15 protein-coding genes and 1 pseudogene are annotated in these 20,263 nt (G+C 69.1%); 13 read left to right on the top strand and 3 right to left on the bottom strand.

The window, feature by feature from the left end:
* The first annotated feature begins 70 nt into the window (after nt 1–70).
* The 11 genes and pseudogenes from C6A87_RS18195 to proB all read left to right on the top strand — a co-directional run bounded on the left by C6A87_RS18195 (nt 71) and on the right by proB (nt 14,459).
* Nucleotides 71–1,294 carry a cytochrome P450 gene (locus C6A87_RS18195; protein WP_311113566.1) on the top strand — a complete coding sequence of 408 codons (1,224 nt, stop codon included), beginning with the start codon at nt 71–73 and terminating at the stop codon, nt 1,292–1,294.
* Between the two features lie 124 nt (nt 1,295–1,418).
* Nucleotides 1,419–2,681 carry a trans-acting enoyl reductase family protein gene (locus C6A87_RS18190; protein WP_311113565.1) on the top strand — a complete coding sequence of 421 codons (1,263 nt, stop codon included), beginning with the start codon at nt 1,419–1,421 and terminating at the stop codon, nt 2,679–2,681.
* A gap of 79 nt (nt 2,682–2,760) precedes the next feature.
* Nucleotides 2,761–5,478, top strand: coding sequence for a valine--tRNA ligase (locus C6A87_RS18185; RefSeq protein WP_311113564.1), 2,718 nt, complete (start codon nt 2,761–2,763; stop codon nt 5,476–5,478).
* Between the two features lie 25 nt (nt 5,479–5,503).
* Nucleotides 5,504–6,934 carry a folylpolyglutamate synthase/dihydrofolate synthase family protein gene (locus tag C6A87_RS18180; protein WP_311113563.1) on the top strand — a complete coding sequence of 477 codons (1,431 nt, stop codon included), beginning with the start codon at nt 5,504–5,506 and terminating at the stop codon, nt 6,932–6,934.
* Nucleotides 6,931–7,314: a DUF4233 domain-containing protein gene (locus tag C6A87_RS18175; protein WP_311113562.1), complete on the top strand. Its 384-nt coding sequence runs from the start codon at nt 6,931–6,933 to the stop codon at nt 7,312–7,314. The genes C6A87_RS18180 and C6A87_RS18175 overlap by 4 nt, the downstream gene beginning before the upstream one ends.
* A gap of 10 nt (nt 7,315–7,324) precedes the next feature.
* The gene (gene ndk / locus C6A87_RS18170; RefSeq protein WP_311113561.1) at nt 7,325–7,735 is read left to right on the top strand and encodes a nucleoside-diphosphate kinase; all 411 of its coding nucleotides are present in this window, start codon (nt 7,325–7,327) and stop codon (nt 7,733–7,735) included.
* A 310-nt stretch (nt 7,736–8,045) separates the two neighbouring features.
* Nucleotides 8,046–11,032: pseudogene (locus C6A87_RS18165) on the top strand (Rne/Rng family ribonuclease).
* Between the two features lie 154 nt (nt 11,033–11,186).
* Entirely contained in the window at nt 11,187–11,510 is a 324-nt protein-coding gene (gene rplU, locus C6A87_RS18160) for a 50S ribosomal protein L21 (protein ID WP_003928426.1), read from the top strand.
* A 17-nt stretch (nt 11,511–11,527) separates the two neighbouring features.
* The gene (gene rpmA / locus C6A87_RS18155) at nt 11,528–11,824 is read left to right on the top strand and encodes a 50S ribosomal protein L27 (RefSeq protein ID WP_311113560.1); all 297 of its coding nucleotides are present in this window, start codon (nt 11,528–11,530) and stop codon (nt 11,822–11,824) included.
* A gap of 80 nt (nt 11,825–11,904) precedes the next feature.
* Nucleotides 11,905–13,350, top strand: a complete 1,446-nt coding sequence (obgE, locus tag C6A87_RS18150) for a GTPase ObgE (RefSeq protein WP_311113559.1) — start codon at nt 11,905–11,907, stop codon at nt 13,348–13,350.
* Complete coding sequence (proB, locus tag C6A87_RS18145; protein WP_311113558.1) at nt 13,347–14,459, top strand: glutamate 5-kinase; 1,113 nt, start codon at nt 13,347–13,349, stop codon at nt 14,457–14,459. The genes obgE and proB overlap by 4 nt, the downstream gene beginning before the upstream one ends.
* Here proB and C6A87_RS18140 read toward each other — a convergent pair.
* Nucleotides 14,456–15,091, bottom strand: a complete 636-nt coding sequence (locus C6A87_RS18140) for a TetR/AcrR family transcriptional regulator (RefSeq protein WP_311113557.1) — start codon at nt 15,089–15,091, stop codon at nt 14,456–14,458. The two genes, proB and C6A87_RS18140, sit on opposite strands and share 4 nt — an antisense overlap.
* A 66-nt stretch (nt 15,092–15,157) precedes the next feature.
* On the opposite strand from C6A87_RS18140, the gene C6A87_RS18135 reads away from it, so the two are divergent.
* Nucleotides 15,158–16,435, top strand: a complete 1,278-nt coding sequence (locus tag C6A87_RS18135; protein ID WP_311113556.1) for a cytochrome P450 — start codon at nt 15,158–15,160, stop codon at nt 16,433–16,435.
* Here the strand turns inward: C6A87_RS18135 and C6A87_RS18130 are convergent.
* A complete protein-coding gene (locus C6A87_RS18130; RefSeq protein WP_311113555.1) occupies nt 16,425–17,267 on the bottom strand; it encodes an NAD-dependent protein deacetylase in 843 nt (280 codons plus the stop codon). The genes C6A87_RS18135 and C6A87_RS18130 overlap by 11 nt on opposite strands.
* Nucleotides 17,268–17,370: 103 nt before the next feature.
* Here C6A87_RS18130 and C6A87_RS18125 point away from each other — a divergent pair, with 103 nt between their 5' ends.
* Entirely contained in the window at nt 17,371–19,413 is a 2,043-nt protein-coding gene (locus tag C6A87_RS18125; RefSeq protein WP_311113554.1) for an NAD(+) synthase, read from the top strand.
* A gap of 18 nt (nt 19,414–19,431) precedes the next feature.
* On the opposite strand, the gene C6A87_RS18120 is transcribed toward C6A87_RS18125, so the two are convergent.
* Entirely contained in the window at nt 19,432–20,247 is an 816-nt protein-coding gene (locus tag C6A87_RS18120; protein WP_311113553.1) for an enoyl-CoA hydratase/isomerase family protein, read from the bottom strand.
* Between the last annotated feature and the right edge of the window lie 16 nt (nt 20,248–20,263).

Here is a 20,263-nt window from a genome sequence, read left to right as displayed (position 1 = left end):
CAGTAGCCCTGGCGGTGCTAGGAACAAGTCTGCCTGGGCAGGCAGGTGCGACGCCGCCACGATCGAGACCATGAGCGTGCAGCCGAAAGTTGATCGATGCGAGCAGGCCGTGGTGACGCTGGGGGAGTCGTTCATCCAGAACCCGCACGCGACCTACGCCCAGTTGCGCCGGCAGGGCGCGGTGCATCGGGTACGCATGGCGAGCGGTGCCGAGGCCTGGCTGGTCACTCGTTACGCCGAGGCCCGAAGTCTGCTCAATGATCCGCGGCTGAAGAAGAACGGTGCCGCCGCAAGCCGTCTCTTCCCGCCGGGGGCGACCACCGTCGGTTCGGTGCTGGGCGACAACATGCTGTTTCGGGACCCACCGGACCACACGAGGTTGCGTCGGTTCGTCAGCGCGGCGTTCACCGCGCGGTCCGTGCGCAGACTGCGTTCCACCATTGTGGAGATCGCGGACGAACTGCTGGACTCGATGGCCGAAAAGTCCCCGGGGCGCGTCGATCTGATGCAGTCGCTGGCGCTGCCGTTGCCGATTCGCGTGATCGGTGAACTGCTCGGCGTCCCGGCGGTCGCGAGCACCCGGTTCTCCACGCTGGTCATGCCGGTGTTCAACACCAGCAGTCCCGAGGCCAAGGCCGGCGCGCAGGCGGAACTCACAGAACTGCTGCAGACGATCATCGCCGCCAAGCGCGAACAGCACTCCGACGACGTGCTCGGTCACCTCGTCCATCTGCGGGACGACGGTGATCAACTGAGCGAGAAGGAACTGCTGGGAACGGCGTTCCTGTTGATCACCGCCGGTTACGAGACGACGGTGAACCTGATCGCCAATGCCGTGCTGGCGCTGCTGCGCCATCCGGACCAGCTGGCGGCCCTGCGTGCCGACAGGTCACTGTTGCCCGCCGCGGTGGAGGAGACGCTGCGGTGCGAGAGTCCGCTCAACACCGCGACCGTGCGCTTCACCAGCACGCCGGTCACCGTCGACGGTACGCAGATACCGGCGGGCGAACTGGTGATGATCGCGCTGCTGGGGGCCAATCACGACGAACGGCAGTTCCGCAATGCCGACCAGTTCGACATCTTCCGTAACGACAACCGCAATCTCGCCTTCGGCCACGGCATCCACCACTGCATCGGCGCGCCACTGGCGCGGATGGAAGCCCAGATCGCCCTCGACCGGCTGCTGTCGCGGTTCGACCGCATCGAACTGGTCGAAGGCGGACCCTTGCCGTATCGGTCGAGCATGTTGATGCGTGGCCTGGTACACCTTCCGGTGCGCATCGGGGCGCGGTGACGCTGCCGACGCGGCCGCCGGAGAACCATCGGATCCCCTTCTTCCGATCGGCCGAGACCCGGGGTCAGGTGTAGCCCGGCGAGGGCGTCGAGCCGCCCGAAATCCTCGGGTAGCGTCGGTTGCCATGAGCGCAGACACCCGCGACCGAGAACACGACCTCGTGGTGTACGGAGCCACCGGATTCGTCGGGAGGCTGACCGCGAAGTACCTCGCCGAAACGGGAACGGATGCCCGCATCGCGCTGGCGGGCCGCTCCGCGGACCGGCTGATGGCGGTGCGGGACTCGCTGGGTGAGGCCGCGCAGGACTGGCCGTTGATCGTCGCCGATGCGTCGCAGCCCTCCACGCTGAACGAGGTGGCGGCCGGCACCCGGGTTGTGGTCACGACGGTCGGCCCCTATCTGCGGTACGGCCTGCCGCTGGTCGCGGCGTGCGCGGCGGCAGGCACCGACTACGCCGACCTGACCGGCGAGACGTTGTTCGTGCGCCAGTGCATCGACCAGTACCACGCGCAGGCCGCCGACAACGGCGCCCGGATCGTGCACGCCTGCGGCTTCGACTCCATCCCGTCGGACCTGACGGTGTTCGCGGCGTACCGCGCTGCACAGCGCGACGGCGCCGGCGATCTCGGGGACACCAACTTCGTCGTGCGTTCGTTCGCCGGCGGGGTGTCCGGCGGCACCGTGGCGTCGATGACCGAACTCGCCCGCGAGGCCTCGCTGGACCCCGAGGCGCGGCGGCTGCTCAACGACCCGTACACGCTGAGCCCGGACCGCGCCGCCGAGCCCGAACTCGGCGCGCAGCCCGACGCGCGGTGGCGGCGCGGCCGGGAGATCGCCCCTGAACTCGACGGCTACTGGGTCGGCGCGTTCCCGATGGCGCTGCCCAACACCCGGATCGTCCGGCGCAGCAACGCGCTGCTGGAGTACGCCTACGGCCGGCGGTTCGAGTACGCCGAGCAGATGAGCACGGGCCGCTCGATCGGCGCGCCGCTGATCGCCGCGATGGCCACCGCCGGCAACGTCGCGACCATGGGCCTGGGCAGTCGGTTCCTCAACCGGGTGCCGCGCGGGGCGCTGGAGCGAGTGCTGCCCAAACCGGGCACCGGCCCCAGCGAGCAGACCCGGGAACGCGGTCACTACACCGTCGAGACCTACGCCACGACCTCGACCGGCGCCCGCTACGTCGCGCGGATGTCCCAGCAGGGCGACCCCGGCTACAAGGCGACCTCGGTGCTGCTCGGCGAGAGCGGGCTGGCCCTCGCGCTGGACCGCGACAAGCTCTCTGACCTGCACGGGGTGCTCACCCCGGCGGCGGCCATCGGCGACGCGCTGCTGGCCCGGCTGCCCGCCGCAGGGGTGACGCTGGACGTGTCGCGGCTGAACTGACCGCACCGGGCCCCCACGATCCGGCCTGCGCCCGTCGGGCGGCACGAACCTGTTCGCGGACGCTTCCTAGAATGGCTCGGTGACCTCCCAGCCCGATGCCGCCGACGACACCCGGCGCCTCCCCGAGCTCGACGCCCTGCCCAAGTCCTGGGATCCGGGGGCGGTCGAGGCCGACCTCTACGACGGCTGGGTCGAGGCGGGCTACTTCACCGCCGATCCCGCCAGCGACAAGCCGCCGTACTCGATCGTGCTGCCGCCACCGAATGTGACCGGCAGCCTGCACATGGGTCACGCGCTGGACCACACGCTGATGGACGCGCTGACCCGCCGCAAACGCATGCAGGGCTACGAGGTGCTGTGGCTGCCCGGCATGGACCACGCAGGCATCGCCACCCAGACCCTGGTCGAGAAGCAGCTCGCCGCGGCCGGGACCAGCAAGGAGGACCTCGGTCGCGAACAGTTCATCGAGAAGGTTTGGGACTGGAAGCGCGAGTCGGGCGGCACCATCGGAGCCCAGATGCGCAGGCTCGGCGACGGCGTCGACTGGAGCCGCGACCGCTTCACGATGGACGAGGGCCTGTCCCGCGCGGTGCGCACCATCTTCAAACGGCTCTTCGACGCCGGCCTGATCTACCAGGCTGAGCGGCTGGTGAACTGGTCACCGGTGCTGGAGACCGCGATCTCCGACCTCGAGGTGAAGTACGAGGACGTCGAGGGCGAACTGGTGAGCTTCCGGTACGGCTCGATGGACGACGCGCAACCGCACATCGTGGTGGCCACCACCCGATTGGAGACGATGCTCGGCGACACCGCGATCGCGGTGCACCCCGACGACGAGCGGTACCGGTCGCTGGTCGGCAAGACGCTGGCCCACCCGTTCCTGGACCGGGACATCGTCGTCGTCGCCGACTCCCACGTCGATCCCGAGTTCGGCACCGGCGCAGTCAAAGTCACACCCGCACACGATCCCAACGACTTCGAGATCGGTCTGCGGCACCAGCTGCCGATGCCGTCCATCCTCGACACCAAGGGCCGGATCTGCGACACCGGAACCCAGTTCGACGGAATGGACCGCTTCGAGGCGCGAGTCGCGGTCCGCGAGGCGCTCGCCGAGCAGGGCCGCATCGTCGCCGAGAAGCGGCCCTATCTGCACAGCGTCGGACACTCCGAACGCAGTGGCGAACCGATCGAGCCCCGGCTCAGCCTGCAGTGGTGGGTCAAGGTGGAGTCCCTGGCCAAGGCGGCCGGCGACGCAGTTCGTCACGGGGACACCGTGATTCATCCGGCAAGCCTGGAGCCGCGGTGGTTCTCCTGGGTCGACAACATGCACGACTGGTGCATCTCGCGCCAGCTGTGGTGGGGCCACCGCATCCCGATCTGGCACGGCCCCGACGGCGAGACGGTCTGCGTCGGGCCCGACGAGACGCCGCCGGAGGGCTGGGAGCAGGACCCGGACGTGCTGGACACCTGGTTCAGTTCGGCGCTGTGGCCCTTCTCGACGATGGGCTGGCCGGACCGTACCCCCGACCTGGCCAAGTTCTATCCGACGTCCGTGCTGGTCACCGGCTACGACATCCTGTTCTTCTGGGTGGCCCGGATGATGATGTTCGGCACCTTCGTCGGTGACGACCCCGCCATCACCGGTGACGCGGCCAGGAAAGACGAGCGCCCTCAGGTGCCGTTCGAGAACGTGTTCCTGCACGGCCTGATCCGCGACGAGTTCGGCCGCAAGATGAGCAAGTCCCGCGGCAACGGCATCGACCCACTGGACTGGGTGGAGAAGTTCGGCGCCGACGCGCTGCGTTTCACACTGGCCCGCGGCGCCAGCCCGGGCGGCGACCTGGCCATCGGCGAGGACCACGCCCGCGCGTCGCGTAACTTCGCGACCAAGCTGTTCAACGCGACCCGCTTCGCGCTGCTCAACGGCGCCAGCCCCGCGCCGCTGCCGCCTACGCCCGAACTGACCGACGCCGACCGGTGGATCCTCGGCCGGCTCGAAGAGGTCCGCACCGAGGTGGACGCGGCGCTGGATGCCTACGAGTTCAGCCGAGCCTGCGAGGCGCTGTACCACTTCGCCTGGGACGAGTTCTGCGACTGGTATGTCGAGCTCGCCAAAGTGCAGCTGGGCGAAGGTGTCTCGCACACCACGGCGGTGCTGGCCACGGTGCTCGACGTGCTGCTCAAACTCCTACACCCGGTGATGCCGTTCGTCACCGAGGTGCTGTGGAAGACGCTGACCGGGCGGGCCGGGGCGAGCGAAGCGACGGGAAATGTGGAGTCGCTGGTCGTCGCGGACTGGCCCACCCCCACCGGATACGCGCTGGATCAGGCTGCCGCCCAGCGGATCGCCGACGCCCAGAAGTTGATCACCGAGGTGCGCCGGTTCCGCAGTGACCAGGGGCTGGCCGACCGGCAGCGGGTGCCTGCCCGGCTGTCTGGCATCGACACCGCGGGTATGGACGCCCACGTCCCGGCGGTGCGCGCGCTGGCCTGGCTGACCGAGGGGGACGAGAACTTCACCGCGTCCGCGTCGGTCGAGGTGCGGCTGTCGGGTGGCACCGTGGTGGTCGAGGTCGACACCTCGGGCACCGTCGACGTGGCCGCCGAACGCCGCCGCCTGGAGAAGGATCTGGCGGCCGCCGAGAAGGAGCTGGCGGGCACCACCGCCAAGCTGGGCAACGACGCGTTCCTGGCCAAGGCGCCCGCGGAGGTGGTCGACAAGATCCGGGGACGCCAGCAGGTGGCGCGCGAGGAAGTCGAGCGGATCACCGCCCGCCTGGCCGGACTGCCCCGATGACCGCCCGCGGGCAGGGGCGGCGACGATGAGCCCCGCCGAGCCGACGCCCGACGAGGTCGCCGCGCTGCTCCAGGTCGAGCACCTGCTCGACCAGCGCTGGCCGGAGACCAAGATCGAACCGAGCACGGCGCGGATCTCGGCGCTGCTGGAACTGCTCGGGTCGCCCCAGCGGGGGTATCCGTCGATCCACATCGCCGGGACCAACGGCAAGACCTCGGTCGCCAGGATGGTCGACGCGTTGCTGACCGCGCTGCACCGGCGCACCGGACGCACCACCAGCCCGCACCTGCAGTCCGCGGTCGAGCGCATCTCGATCGACGGCAAGCCGATCAGCCCGGCCACCTACGTCGAGACCTACCGGGAGGTCGAGCCGTTCGTCGAACTCGTCGACCAGCAGTCCGAGGCGGGGGTTCTCGGTGACGGACCGGGCCCGAGGATGAGCAAGTTCGAAGTCGTCACCGCGATGGCCTTCGCGGCGTTCGCCGATGCGCCCATCGACGTCGCCGTCGTCGAGGTCGGCCTCGGCGGCCGCTGGGACGCCACGAACGTGGTGAACGCACCGGTGGCGGTCGTCACCCCGATCGGGGTCGATCACACCGACTACCTCGGTGACACGATCGCCGAGATCGCCGGGGAGAAGGCCGGAATCATCACCCGCCAAGCCGACGACCTGGTGCCGACCGACACCGTCGCGGTGCTGGCGCGACAGGTTCCCGAGGCCATGGAGGTGCTGCTGGCTCAGGCGGTGCGCTCGGATGCGGCTGTGGCGCGCGAGGATTCGGAGTTCGCGGTGCTGGGCCGCCAGGTCGCCATCGGCGGACAGATGCTCCGGCTGCAGGGGCTCGGCGGCGTCTACGACGAGATCTTCCTTCCCTTGCACGGTGAGCATCAGGCGCACAACGCCGTGCTGGCGCTGGCGGCGGTCGAGGCGTTCTTCGGCGCCGGCGCCGACCGCCAACTCGACATCGATGCGGTGCGGGCGGGTTTCGCGGCCGTCACCTCGCCTGGGCGGCTGGAGCGGATGCGCAGTGCGCCAACCGTGTTCATCGACGCCGCGCACAATCCCGGTGGCGCGCTGGCGCTCGCCGAGGCATTGCGCGACGAGTTCGACTTCCGGTATCTCGTCGGCGTCGTCTCGGTGATGGGGGACAAGGACGTCGACGGCATCTTGGCCGCCCTGGAGCCCGTGCTCGACCAGATCGTGGTCACGCACAACGGTTCACCGCGGGCGCTGGAGGTGGCCGCGCTGGCGGTCAAGGCCGAGGAGATCTTCGGTCCCGAACGAGTGATCACCGCCTCGACCCTGCCCGACGCGATCGAGACCGCGACCGCACTGGTCGAGGATTCCGGCAGCGACGGCGACGCCGCCGGCCTCAGCGGCGCCGGCATCGTGATCACCGGCTCTGTCGTCACCGCGGGTGCCGCGCGGACCTTGTTCGGAAAGGACCCCGCATGACGCAGCAGCCGCCCGATCCGTGGAAGAGCTTCCGGGGGGTGATGGCCGGGACGCTGATCCTGGAGGCCATCGTCGTGCTGCTCGCGCTGCCCGTCGTCGGCGCGGTCGGGCCCGGGCTCACCCCGGTCTCGACGGGCTACGTCGTCGGATTCGCGGTGCTGCTGGTGCTCATGGCGGGCATCCAGGGACGTCCGTGGGCGATCTGGGCCAACCTGGGCGTACAGCTCATCCTCGTCGCCGGGTGGCTGCTCTATCCGGGTGTGGGTTTCATCGGCGTGCTGTTCCTGGTGGTGTGGCTGCTGATCGCCTACCTGCGCGCGGAGGTGCTGCGCCGGCAGAAGCGAGGCCTGCTTCCCGGGCAGCAGCGGGGCGACGACTAGTCTGTTCGTCGTGACTGAGCGAACTCTCGTCCTGATCAAGCCCGACGGTGTGCAACGCCGCCTCATCGGCGAGATCATCGGCCGGATCGAAGCAAAAGGCCTGACCGTCGCAGCCCTGGAGCTGAAGAACGTCAGCGACGACCTTGCCCGCGCGCACTACGCCGAACACGAAGGGAAGCCGTTCTTCCCGTCGCTGCTGGAGTTCATCACCTCGGGGCCCGTCGTCGCGGCCATCCTGGAGGGCCCGCGGGCCATCGCGGCGTTCCGGCAGCTGGCCGGCGGGACCGATCCCGTGGAGAAGGCCACGCCCGGCACCATCCGCGGCGACCTCGGCCTGGAGACCCAGTTCAACCTGGTGCACGGGTCGGATTCGGCGGATTCGGCCGCCCGCGAGATCGACCTCTGGTTCCCCGGCCGCTAGCGGCCGCCCCGCCCGGGTCGCCCCGCGTTCGCGGGGCACTCTCCGACGTGTGGGATACTGGTCGCGGGTGATCGGCCTTACAACCCGGGCTGAGCATCCGAATGAAGACTTCGACAGCGCGACCACCGCTTACCCGCGGGAGGGCGCGGACCGTCCAGCCATCATTCAGACCGGCGCCGAGTTCGTTCCTTCGGGATCGCTCGGAGCAAGACCATAGGACGTTCGGGAGCAGCTAGCCCGGATACAAAATCAAAAAGCCCTCGCGTGGCCGCGTCACCAGATGACGCGCCCGGGGGCTTGAGGAGAATACGTGGCCGACAATGAAAATCTTCAGGCACCGACCCACGACCCCGCGGAAGAGCCCCGGCTCGCCGCAGACTCGTCCGGGGCTACCAAGGACGCGCCGACGCCTGAGCGCTTGAGGGTCCATTCGCTGGCCCGGGTGCTCGGCACCACCAGCAGGCGGATCATCGATGCGCTGATCGAACTCGACGGCCGCGCCCGCAGCGCTCACTCGACCATCGGCCGCGAGGAGGCCGACCGGGTGCGGGAGGTGCTTGCCGCCCCCGAGCCCGAGGTTGTCGAGCCCGAGGCCCCGCAGGCCGAAGCCGCCGAACCCGAGGCTCCGCAGGTCACGCAGGCCGAGGTCGCACAGCCCGAGGCTGAGGCTGTGACGCCCGAGCCTGAGGCTGTGACCCCCGAGCCCGAGCAGGCTGTCGAAGAAGAGCCCGAGTCGCGGCTGATCCTGGAGATCCCGGCCGCACCGGCAGGCGAGCCCGCCGACTATCTGCCGTTGTTCGTCGCGCCCAAGCCGGTGCGCTTCGACGACCACTTCGACGACAGCGACGACGAGGCCGACGACTCCGACGAGGATTCCGACGACGACTCCGGCTCGGACACCGACGACGAGCAGGCCGGCCTGCCGCCAAACGCCGCAGGCGTGGGCGGCGCGGTCGGGGACGCGGTCGCGGTGAGCAGAACGGCGACGAATCCGCGGACTCGGACGCCGACGGCGACACCGACACCGACAAGTCCGAGACCGACGAGGACTCCGACGACGACAGCAGCGACGACGACGGCTCCGGTGGTGACGGCACCACCCGTCGCCGTCGCCGTCGCCGCCGCCGCAAGTCCGGCTCCGACGATGACGGCGACGGCAACGGGTCGCCCGACGACCCGCCGAACACCGTCGTCCACGAACGCGAACCGCGGAAGTCGAACCGGGGCGGCGACAAGCCGTCCTCGGACTCCGAGATCCAGGGGATCAGCGGCTCGACCCGGCTGGAAGCCAAACGGCAGAGGCGCAGGGACGGGCGCGATGCGGGGCGGCGTCGTCCCCCGATCCTGAGCGAGGCCGAGTTCCTGGCCCGCCGGGAAGCGGTGGAGCGGATGATGGTGGTCCGCGACAAGGTCCGCAGCGAACCGCCGCACGAAGGTGCGCGCTACACGCAGATCGCGGTGCTCGAAGACGGCGTCGTCGTCGAACACTTCGTCACCTCGGCGGCCTCGGCGTCGCTGGTCGGCAACATCTACCTCGGCATCGTGCAGAACGTGCTGCCCTCGATGGAGGCGGCGTTCGTCGATATCGGCCGCGGCCGCAACGGTGTGCTCTACGCCGGTGAGGTCAACTGGGAGGCCGCAGGCCTCGGCGGCGCGCAGCGCAAGATCGAGCAGGCCCTCAAGCCGGGCGACTACGTCGTCGTCCAGGTCAGCAAGGACCCGGTCGGGCACAAGGGCGCCCGGCTGACCACTCAGGTGTCGCTGGCCGGCCGCTACCTCGTCTACGTGCCGGGTGCATCGTCGACCGGTATCAGCCGCAAGCTTCCCGACACCGAGCGCCAGCGCCTCAAGGAGATCCTGCGCGAGGTCGTCCCGTCCGACGCCGGGGTGATCATCCGGACGGCTTCCGAAGGCGTCAAGGAAGAGGACATCCGCTCCGACGTCGAGCGTCTGCAGAAGCGCTGGACCGAGATCGAGGCCAAGGCCGCCGAGATCACCAAGAAGAAGGCCGGCGCCGCGGTCGCGCTCTACGAAGAGCCCGACGTGCTGGTCAAGGTGATCCGCGACCTGTTCAACGAGGACTTCACCGGCTTGACCGTCTCCGGCGAGGACGCCTGGAAGACCATCACCGACTACGTGAACGCCGTCGCCCCCGAGCTGCTCCCGCGGATGACGAAGTACGAGCCCGCCTCACCCGACGGTCCCGACGTGTTCGCCGTACACCGCATCGACGAGCAGCTCGCGAAGGCGATGGACCGCAAGGTGTGGTTGCCCTCGGGCGGCACCCTGGTGATCGACCGCACCGAGGCCATGACGGTCGTCGACGTCAACACCGGCAAGTTCACCGGCTCCGGCGGCAACCTCGAACAGACCGTCACCCGCAACAACCTCGAGGCCGCCGAGGAGATCGTCCGGCAGCTGCGGTTGCGCGACATCGGCGGCATCATCGTCATCGACTTCATCGACATGGTGCTCGAGTCCAACCGCGACCTGGTGCTGCGCCGCCTCACCGAGGCGCTGGCCCGCGACCGCACCCGCCACCAGGTCTCGGAGGTCACCTCGCTGGGCCTCGTGCAGCTGACCCGCAAGAAGCTCGGCACCGGCCTGATCGAGGCCTTCTCGACGACGTGCAGCCACTGCGCAGGCCGCGGCATCGTGCTGCACGGCGACCCGGTGGACTCGTCGTCGGGCTCCGCGGGCAACCGCAAGACCGAATCCGCCGGGGGCGGGCGCCGCAGCAAGCGGGGCAAGCGCGGCGCACGGCCCGAGCAGGAAGTCCAGGTGCCCAAGGTGCCGGCGCATTCGCCCGGTGAACACCCGATGTTCAAGGCGATGGCCGCAGCCAACGGCAAGGACGAGGACGAGGACGACGACACCGGCGTGGCGCCGGAGGAGGTCGCCGAGATCGACATCGTCGCCGCAGCGACGGTGACCGGCCGCGGCACCGACGAAGACCTCGACGACGAAGACTTCGACGACGAGGACTCCGATGACGAGGATGCCGACGACGAAGACTCCGACGAGGACGAGATCGACCTCGATGACGACGAAGACGACGACGACGATGACGACGACGAAATCGATCCGCTCGACGAGGACGACTCGGACGATGAGGACGACTCGGACGACGACGACTCGGACGACGAGGATTCCGACGATGAAGACGACGAGGACTCCGATGACGAGGACTCCGACGACGAGGACGAGGAGCCGGAACCGGTCGTCACAGCTCGTCCTGTCCGCAGGCAGCGGCGCCGCGCCGCCGCTCGACCCGCTGGTCCGCCCAGTGCCGACTGACGCGGTTTGATTCTCTACCCGCTGGTCACGTACCCTTGACCAGTTGTCTCCAGGGCCCGCCACGGCGGGCCGGAGACGGGATCAGATCCCACCCAGACCCGCACGCACACCCCGGGTGATGCGCGCCCGCACGCAAAGCAGGAGATACCTAGCGATGGCAGCCAAAACAGCCACGTACGCGATCGTCAAGACCGGTGGCAAGCAGTACAAGGTCGCGGCCGGCGACATCGTCAAGGTGGAGAAGCTCGACGTGGAGCCCGGCGCCTCGGTCTCGCTGCCGGTCGCGCTGGTCGTCGACGGTGCGAACGTGACCACCGACGCGAAGGCGCTGGAGAAGGTCGCGGTCACCGGCGAGGTCCTCGAGCACACCAAGGGCCCCAAGATCCGCATCCACAAGTTCAAGAACAAGACCGGCTACCACAAGCGGCAGGGTCACCGTCAGCAGTTGACGGTCCTCAAAGTCACCGGCATTAAGTAACGACGGGAGCGACAGACATGGCACACAAGAAGGGCGCCTCGAGCTCACGCAACGGTCGTGACTCGAACGCGCAGCGGCTCGGCGTCAAGCGGTTCGGCGGCCAGGTCGTCAAGGCCGGCGAGATCCTGGTCCGCCAGCGCGGCACTCACTTCCACCCCGGCGTGAACGTCGGCCGCGGCGGCGACGACACGCTGTTCGCCACGGCCCCCGGCGCCGTCGAGTTCGGCAGCAAGCGCGGTCGCAAGACCGTCAACGTTGTTCGCGTCATCCGCCCGTCGGTCGACGTCGCCGCCGGAGCGGCTCCCGAGGCCTGACCTTCACGCGAGATCCACGTTCGCGGCGGGCTTCGCGGCAGGCCGACAGAACGTAGATTTCGTCATGGAAAGGACCTCCAATGCCCCGGTTCATCGACCGCGTCGTCATCCACGCGCGGGCCGGTAACGGCGGCAACGGGTGCGCCTCCGTTCACCGCGAGAAGTTCAAGCCGCTCGGCGGCCCCGACGGCGGTAACGGCGGACGCGGCGGCAGCGTCGTTTTCGTCGTGGACCCCCAGGTGCACACGCTGCTCGACTTCCACTTCCACCCGCACGTGGCCGCGCCCAGCGGCAAGCAGGGCGCGGGCAGCAACCGGGACGGCGCCGCGGGCGCCGATCTGGAGGTCAAGGTCCCCGACGGCACCGTCGTACTCGACGAACACGGCCAGATCCTCGCGGATCTGGTCGGTGCCGGCACCCGCTTCGAAGCCGCTGCAGGCGGCCGCGGCGGACTCGGTAACGCGGCCCTGGCCTCGCGGGCGCGCAAGGCGCCCGGCTTCGCGCTTCTCGGCGAGAAGGGTGAGGCCCGCGATCTCACGCTGGAGCTCAAGACCGTCGCCGACGTGGGCCTGGTGGGTTTCCCGTCGGCAGGCAAGTCTTCACTGGTGTCCGCGATCTCGGCCGCCAAGCCGAAGATCGCCGACTACCCGTTCACCACGCTGGCCCCCAATCTCGGTGTCGTCTCCGCCGGCGAACACACCTACACCGTCGCCGACGTTCCGGGACTGATTCCCGGCGCCTCGGAAGGCCGCGGCCTCGGACTGGATTTCCTGCGGCACATCGAACGCTGCGCGGTGCTCGTGCACGTCGTCGATTGCGCGACCCTGGAGCCCGGCCGCGATCCCGTCTCCGACATCGAGGCGCTGGAGGCCGAGATCGCGGCGTACACGCCGACGCTGCAGGGTGATTCGATCCTGGGTGATCTCGCCGAGCGCCCCCGCGCGGTGGTGCTGAACAAGATCGACGTTCCCGACGCCCGCGAACTGGCGGACTTCGTGCGCGAGGACATCGCCACCAAATTCGGTTGGCCGGTGTTCGAGATCTCGACCGTCGCCCGGGAAGGGTTGCGGCCGTTGACGTTCGCGCTGTGGGACATGGTGGCCGCCTACCGGGCCAGCCAGCCCGCCGTGGTGCCGCGCCGACCGGTGATCCGGCCGGTCCCGGTCGACGAGACCGCGTTCTCCGTCGAACCCGACGGTCAAGGCGGCTTCGTGGTCAAGGGCACCCGGCCGCAACGCTGGGTCGCCCAGACCAATTTCGAGAACGACGAAGCCGTCGGCTACCTCGGGGACCGGCTGGCTCGCCTCGGCGTCGAGGACGAGCTGATCAAGCTCGGCGCCAAACCCGGATGCGCGGTGACCATCGGCGACATGACCTTCGACTGGGAGCCGCAGACCCCGGCCGGTGTCGACGTGTACCTGTCGGGACGCGGCACCGACATCCGTCTGGAGCAGACCGACCGGGTCGGGGCCGACGAGCGCAAGGCCGCACGGAAGGCGCGCAGGCAGAGCGAACCCGAAGAATGAGCGCCCACCGGGAGGCGATCCGTAAGGCGCGCTCGGTGGTGGTCAAGATCGGCACCACCGGGCTGACGACGCCGTCGGGGGAGTTCGACACCAACCGGCTGCAGTCACTGGCCGATGCCATCGAGGCGAGAATGCGGGCCGGTTCGGATGTGGTGATCGTTTCCTCGGGCGCGATCGCGGCGGGCATCGAGCCGCTCGGTCTGTCCCGACGGCCGACCGACCTGGCCACCAAGCAGGCCGCGGCCAGCGTCGGGCAGGTGGCCCTCATCAACTCGTGGAGCGCGGCGTTCGGCAGGTATGAGCGCACCGTGGGGCAGGTGCTGCTGACCGCTCACGACATCTCGATGCGCGTGCAGCACAACAACGCCCAGCGCACCCTGGACCGGTTGCGTGCGCTGCACGCGGTCGCCATCGTCAACGAGAACGACACCGTGGCCACCAACGAGATCCGGTTCGGCGACAACGACCGGCTCTCGGGGCTGGTGGCCCACCTCGTCGGCGCCGACGCGCTGATCCTGCTGTCGGACATCGACGGTCTCTACGACGGTGATCCCCGCAAGGCGGCCAAGGACAACCCGGCGCGGTTCATCCCCGAGGTAGCCGGGCCCGACGACCTCGAAGGCGTGACAGCGGGCCGCGGCAGTGATCTGGGCACCGGCGGCATGGTGTCGAAGCTGTCCTCGGCCCTGTTGGCCGCCGATGCCGGGGTGCCGGTGTTGCTGGCCGCGGCCTCCGACGCCGCCGTCGCACTCGACGACGCGTCGGTGGGCACGGTGTTCGCGCCGCGTCAGGAGCGGATGTCGGCGCGGCGGTTCTGGGTGCGCTACGCCGCGGAGGCCGCCGGCGCGTTGACCCTGGATGACGGAGCGGTGAGAGCCGTGGTGCGGCAGCGCCGTTCGCTTCTTCCTGCCGGCATCACGGCGGTGTCCGGCCGGTTCTACGGGGGCGACGTCGTCGAGCTCCGCAACCAGGACGGCACGATGGTCGCCCGCGGTGTGGTGGCCTATGACGCCGCCGAGTTGGCGACCATGCTGGGCCGGTCCACCTCGGATCTGCCTGCCGAGATGCGCAGGCCCGCCGTGCACGCCGACGACCTCGTCGCGGTCTAGGGCAATGCGGGAGTCAGATACAGTGCGCCCCAGACGATCTCGGTCAGAACAGCAGCGAGCTCGGCGTCGAACGACGAGGGCTTCGACGGCAGATTCTGCTGACAGGACCGCTCCACCATCAACACGAGAGTGTGGGCGGTCGTCTCCGGGGAGAGTTGGCGCCGAATGGTTCCCGCGGCCTGGCCTTCGACGATCACGGCCTGGAAACTCTCACTCACCTCCGCGAGCAGTTCGCGATAGGTCTGGCCGACCGCCGAGTCGTACGGCGCCATCTCGTTGAGGGCGACGAGTACCGGCTGATGTCGGCGATAAGCGGCGATGATCGCAGTCATTGCGGCATGGACGTCGGCGGGATCGCGGCGGGCCGTCACCGACCACCAGCGCGCTGCAGCCGCGGAGAGATCACCGAAAACCTGGGATGCCAGCCGGCGCAGCAGGTGGCCCTTGTCCTCGAAGTAGATGTAGAAGCTCGCCCGGGAGATCCCCGCTTCGGTGGCGAGGCGGTCGACGCTGAGCTCGGTGAAGCTCGCACCCTCGGCCATCAGCCGGTCGGTCGCTTCGAGTAGTCGGCGCTCGATCTGCTCGCGCCGCTCCTGACGACCGGCCTGCGGCTTTCTGGTTACCGACGGCACGCATCGAGCTTATCCGAGCTCCTGGGCACATTGACTAGACATTATGTCTAGTCGTATCGTCAAACTATGGCTGTGACCCCGAACACACTTCCTGCCGACCCGCCGGCGCGGACGTACGACCCGATAGATCTGTCCTCGCGGGCTTTCTGGTCCACCACCGCAGACCAGCGGGAACAGGTATTCGCTCAGCTCAGGGCGGCGCGTCCGGTCAGCTGGCACCCGCCGGTCGAGGACGCGCTGATGCCCGATCCCAGCGACCTCGGCTACTGGGCCGTCACCCGGCACGCCGACATCGTGGAGGTGAGCCGCAACAGCGAGGTTTTCCTGTCCGGCAAGGGCGTGCTCTTCGAGAACGTCCCCGAGGAGCTGCTGGAGGCCTCTCAGTCGTTCCTGGCGATGGATCCACCCCGGCACACGCTGATCCGCAAGGTCGTGCACGCGGCGTTCACGCCACGCCAGGTGCGCCGGATCGAGGACTCGATCAAAGCGAACGCCCGCGATATCGTCGCCGAGTTGCGGGCGGCCGGAAGCGGGGTCGATTTCGTCGCCCACTGCGCCAAGGAACTGCCGGTGCGCACGCTGTCGGACATGGTCGGCATCCCCGATTCCGAGCGCCACGCGGTGGCCGACGCCGCCGACGCGATGGTGAGCTGGGGGGACCCGGAGTTCCTCGACGGCCGAAACCCGTTGGAGGTGCTGTTCACCAGCCAGATGTACCTGCATCAGGTCGCTCTGGGACTGGCCGCCGAGCGCCGGGCCGACCCCGGTGACGACCTGTTCAGTCCGCTGGTGCACGCCGAGGTGGAAGGGGCCAGGCTCACCGACTCGGAGATCGCCGCGTTCTTCGTCCTGCTCGCGGTGGCAGGCAACGACACCACCCGGCAGACCACCAGCCACGCGATGAAGGCGCTCACCGACTTCCCCGACCAACGGGCCTGGCTGACGGCGGCCTTCGAGCAGCGGATCGGCGGCGCCGTCGAGGAGTTCATCCGGTGGGCGAGCCCGGTGATGACGTTCCGGCGCACGGCGGCAAGCGATTACGAGCTGAACGGGCAGCACATCTCGGCCGGCGAGAAGGTGGTCATGTTCTACTCGTCCGGCAACCGGGACACGAGCGTGTTCGATCGTCCGGAATGCTTGGATCTGGGCCGCGACCCCAATCCTCACCTCGGATTCGGGGGCGGCGGGCGACACTTCTGCCTCGGGGCCCATGTGGCGCGGGCCCAGCTCCGGGCGATCCTCGGAGAGCTGCTCACGCAGATCCCGGGCCTGCAGGCCGGTGAGCCGTCCTACGTGGCAGGCAATTTCATCCATGCCGTCCGCAGGATGCCCGTCACCTGGTGAGGACCGCCCCGGCGGTCGGCAGTTCGTCGGCGAGCAGGGCCAGCATCGGCGAGCATCCGTTGTCGATCTTGACGTCGGCCAGATCGTCGCCGCGGGTGCGACCCCTGTTGATGATCGCGATCGGCATACCCGCCGCGGCGGCGTGCCGGACGAACCGGTAGCCGGAATAGACGGTCAGCGAGGACCCGGCGACCAGCAGCGCATCGGCCTCATCGACCAGCGAATATGCCTGTTCCACACGCTCTTTCGGCACATTCTCGCCGAAGTACACGATGTCGGGCTTGAGCATGCCCGCACACCGGGGGCAGTCCACCACGGTGAACGACGCGGTATCGGACACCACGGCGTCGGCGTCCGGGGCCACCGCGATGCCGCCGACGGCGGCCGCTTTCGCCGCGAAACCAGGATTGGCGGCTTCGAGCAGGTCGGCCAGCGCAGCGCGCGACATCGAGTACCCGCAGTCCAGGCAGATCACCCGGGCATAGGAGCCGTGCAGATCGATGACGCGCCGGCTGCCCGCCTTCGAGTGCAGCAGGTCCACGTTCTGGGTGATCACCCCGGTGACCACCCCGGCGCGTTCGAGCGCGGCCAGCGCCCGGTGCCCGGCATTGGGCAGCGTCCGATCCATGTGCCGCCACCCGAGGTGATTGCGCGCCCAGTAGCGCTGCCGGAATTCGGGGTCGGAGGTGAACTGGCGGATCGTCATCGGGTTGCTGGGCGGGGAATCCGGGCCTCGGTAGTCGGGGATCCCCGAATCGGTCGACATGCCGGCCCCGGTGAGCACCGTGACGCGCCGACCCTGCAGTAGTGCGACGAGTTCCGGTGCTTCCACCACACCGAATGTAGGCGATCGCTCCGGCACGCGGCATTCGCGCTGATCAGCCCCGCAGGGCGGGGCGATGCATATCCGTGACGGTGACGGGCAACAATGAGGCATGGATTTCTACTCGGCCTATCAGCAGGGTTTCGTCCGTGTCGCCGCCTGCACCCAGCCGGTGGCCATCGCCGACCCTGTCGCGAACGCGGAGCAGGTGCTGGAGGTGGCCCGCGAGTGTGACGCCGACAGCGTGGCGCTGGCGGTCTATCCCGAGCTGACGCTGTCGGGCTATTCGATCGAGGACATCCTGCTCCAGGACGCGTTGCTGGAGGCCGTGCACGAGGCGGTGCTCGAGGTGGCCGCCGGGTCGGCCGCGCTGATGCCGGTACTGGTGATCGGCGCACCGCTGCGCTTCGGTCACCGGGTCTACAACACCGCCGTCGTCATCCACCGGGGCCGGGTGCTCGGTGTCGTGCCGAAGTCGTACCTGCCGACCTACCGGGAGTTCTACGAGAGTCGTCAGATGGCCGCAGGCGACGATGTGCACGGAACCATCCGGATCGGCGACGAGGACGTCCCGTTCGGTCCCGACCTGTTGTTCGCCGCCACCGACCTGCCCGGGTTCGTGCTGCACGTGGAGATCTGCGAGGACATGTTCGTGCCGATCCCACCGAGCGCCGAGGCCGCGCTGGCCGGGGCGACGGTGCTGGCCAACCTGTCGGGCAGCCCGATCACCATCGGCCGAGCCGAGGACCGCGCGCTGCTGGCCCGCTCGGCGTCGGCGCGCTGCCTGGCCGCCTACGTGTACGCGGCCGCGGGAGAGGGCGAGTCCACCACCGACCTGGCATGGGACGGCCAGACGATGGTGTGGGAGAACGGCAACTGCCTGGCCGAGTCCGAACGCTTCCCGGCCGGGGTCCGCCGCTCGGTGGCCGACGTCGACCTCGAGCTGTTGCGCGCCGAACGCACGCGGATGGGCACCTTCGACGACAACCGCGTGCACCACGGCATCGCCGCCGACAGGTACCGGCGCATCCCGTTCCGGCTCGACCCGCCGACCGGCGACATCGGATTGCGACGCAAGATCGAACGGTTCCCGTTCGTGCCCTCGAATGCGGCTCGGCTGGAACAGGACTGCTACGAGGCTTACAACATCCAGGTGTCGGGCCTGGAACAGCGGTTGCGCGCGATCGGGTCGCCGAAGGTGGTCATCGGGGTGTCGGGTGGTCTGGACTCCACGCACGCGCTGATCGTGGCCGCCCGCGCGATGGACCGGCTGGGCCTGCCGCGCAGCGACATCCTGGCGTTCACGCTGCCCGGCTTCGCGACCGGCGACCGCACCAAGAGCAACGCGGTCCGACTCGGGGAAGCACTCGGTGTCACGTTCTCGGAGATCGACATCCGCAAGACCGCCGAGCTGATGCTGACCGAGATCGACCACCCGTTCGCCCGCGGCGAGAAGGTGTACGACGTCACGTTCGAGAACGTGCAGGCCGGTCTGCGCACCGATTACCTGTTCCGGCTGGCGAATCAGCGCGGCGGGATCGTGCTGGGCACCGGTGATCTGTCCGAGCTGGCACTGGGCTGGTCGACATACGGTGTCGGCGACCAGATGTCGCATTACAACGTGAACGGCGGGGTGCCGAAAACCCTGATCCAGCACCTCATCCGGTGGGTGGCGACGTCCGGTCAGTTCGACGACGCGGTCAACGAAGTGTTGTTCGACGTGCTCGATACCGAGATCAGCCCGGAACTGGTCCCGGCGGGCGAGGACGAGGAGATCCAGTCCACCGAGGGCAAGGTGGGTCCCTATGTGCTGCAGGACTTCTCGCTGTTCCAGGTGTTGCGGTTCGGGTTCCGCCCGTCGAAGGTGGCCTTCCTGGCCTGGCACGCCTGGAGCGACGCGTCCAGCGGCGACTGGCCGCCCGGCTACCCGGACGACAAGCGACCGGAGTACTCGCTGAAGGAGATCCGGCACTGGCTGCAGGTCTTCGCGCAGCGTTTCTACTCGTTCTCACAGTTCAAGCGGTCGGCGTTGCCGAACGGTCCCAAGGTCTCCCACGGCGGGTCGCTGTCGCCGCGGGGCGACTGGCGGGCACCGTCGGACATGTCGGCGCGGACCTGGCTCGACGAGATCGAGCGCTCGATCCCCGCCGAGTAGCCCCGCGCGCCGACCTGTCTAGAGCCTGCCGTCGACGCGCAGCTCGGGGTGCACCCATTCCGGTGACCGGCGCTCCTTGAAGGCCATGAAGCCCTCGATGGACTCCGGCGCGCCGAGGCTGGCCTGCATGCCGATGCGGTCGTAGAGCCCGATGTAGTTGTCCAGACTGGACTTGATCACCGTCCTGGCCGTCGGCGCGGTCCGGCAGCACTGTGCCAGGACCTCCCGCGCGGCCTCGGCGAGGTCGTCGTGCGGCACCACGCGGGCGACCAGCCCCCAGTCGTGCGCCTCCTCGGCGGTCAGGGTGCGTCCGGTGAACATCAGGTCTCGGGTGCGCACAGGCCCGATCAGCCGGGCCAGCATGTGGCTGTAGTAGGTGTCGGCGATGCCCCGGTACAGCTCGGGGACCCGGAACGTGGCCCGGTCACTGACCACGGCGATGTCGGCGCACAGCGCGATCTGCATCCCACCGCCCTGGCACAGCCCGTTCACCGCGGCCACCACCGGCTTGGCCGACTGGCGCAGCGTGTCGAACGGCAATGCGTCCATCCCGAGCGTCGCGCCGAACGTCATCCAGTTGTCGGCCCCACCGCCGCCCATGTCGCCGCCCGGAGCAAACACGTCGCCGGTGCCGGTCAGCAGCAGCCCGGCCAGGTCCGGGTCGCGCTCGACGTGCTTGACCGCGTACTTGATGCCGAAGTACATCGCCGGGGTCATCGCGTTGCGCGCCTCTGGCCGGTCGAGCCTGCAGACGCCGAACGCCCCTTCGCGGGTGAAGTGGAGGTACGGCGTGCCGAGCCAGTCGCCTTCTGGCGGCCGGGGTCCGGTGGTCATCGCGAGGTCCTTCCGT

Origin of the sequence: Mycobacterium sp. ITM-2016-00317, assembly GCF_002968295.1 — a bacterium.
Lineage (GTDB): Bacteria > Actinomycetota > Actinomycetes > Mycobacteriales > Mycobacteriaceae > Mycobacterium.
This window is presented reverse-complemented; position numbering and strand designations above follow the sequence as displayed.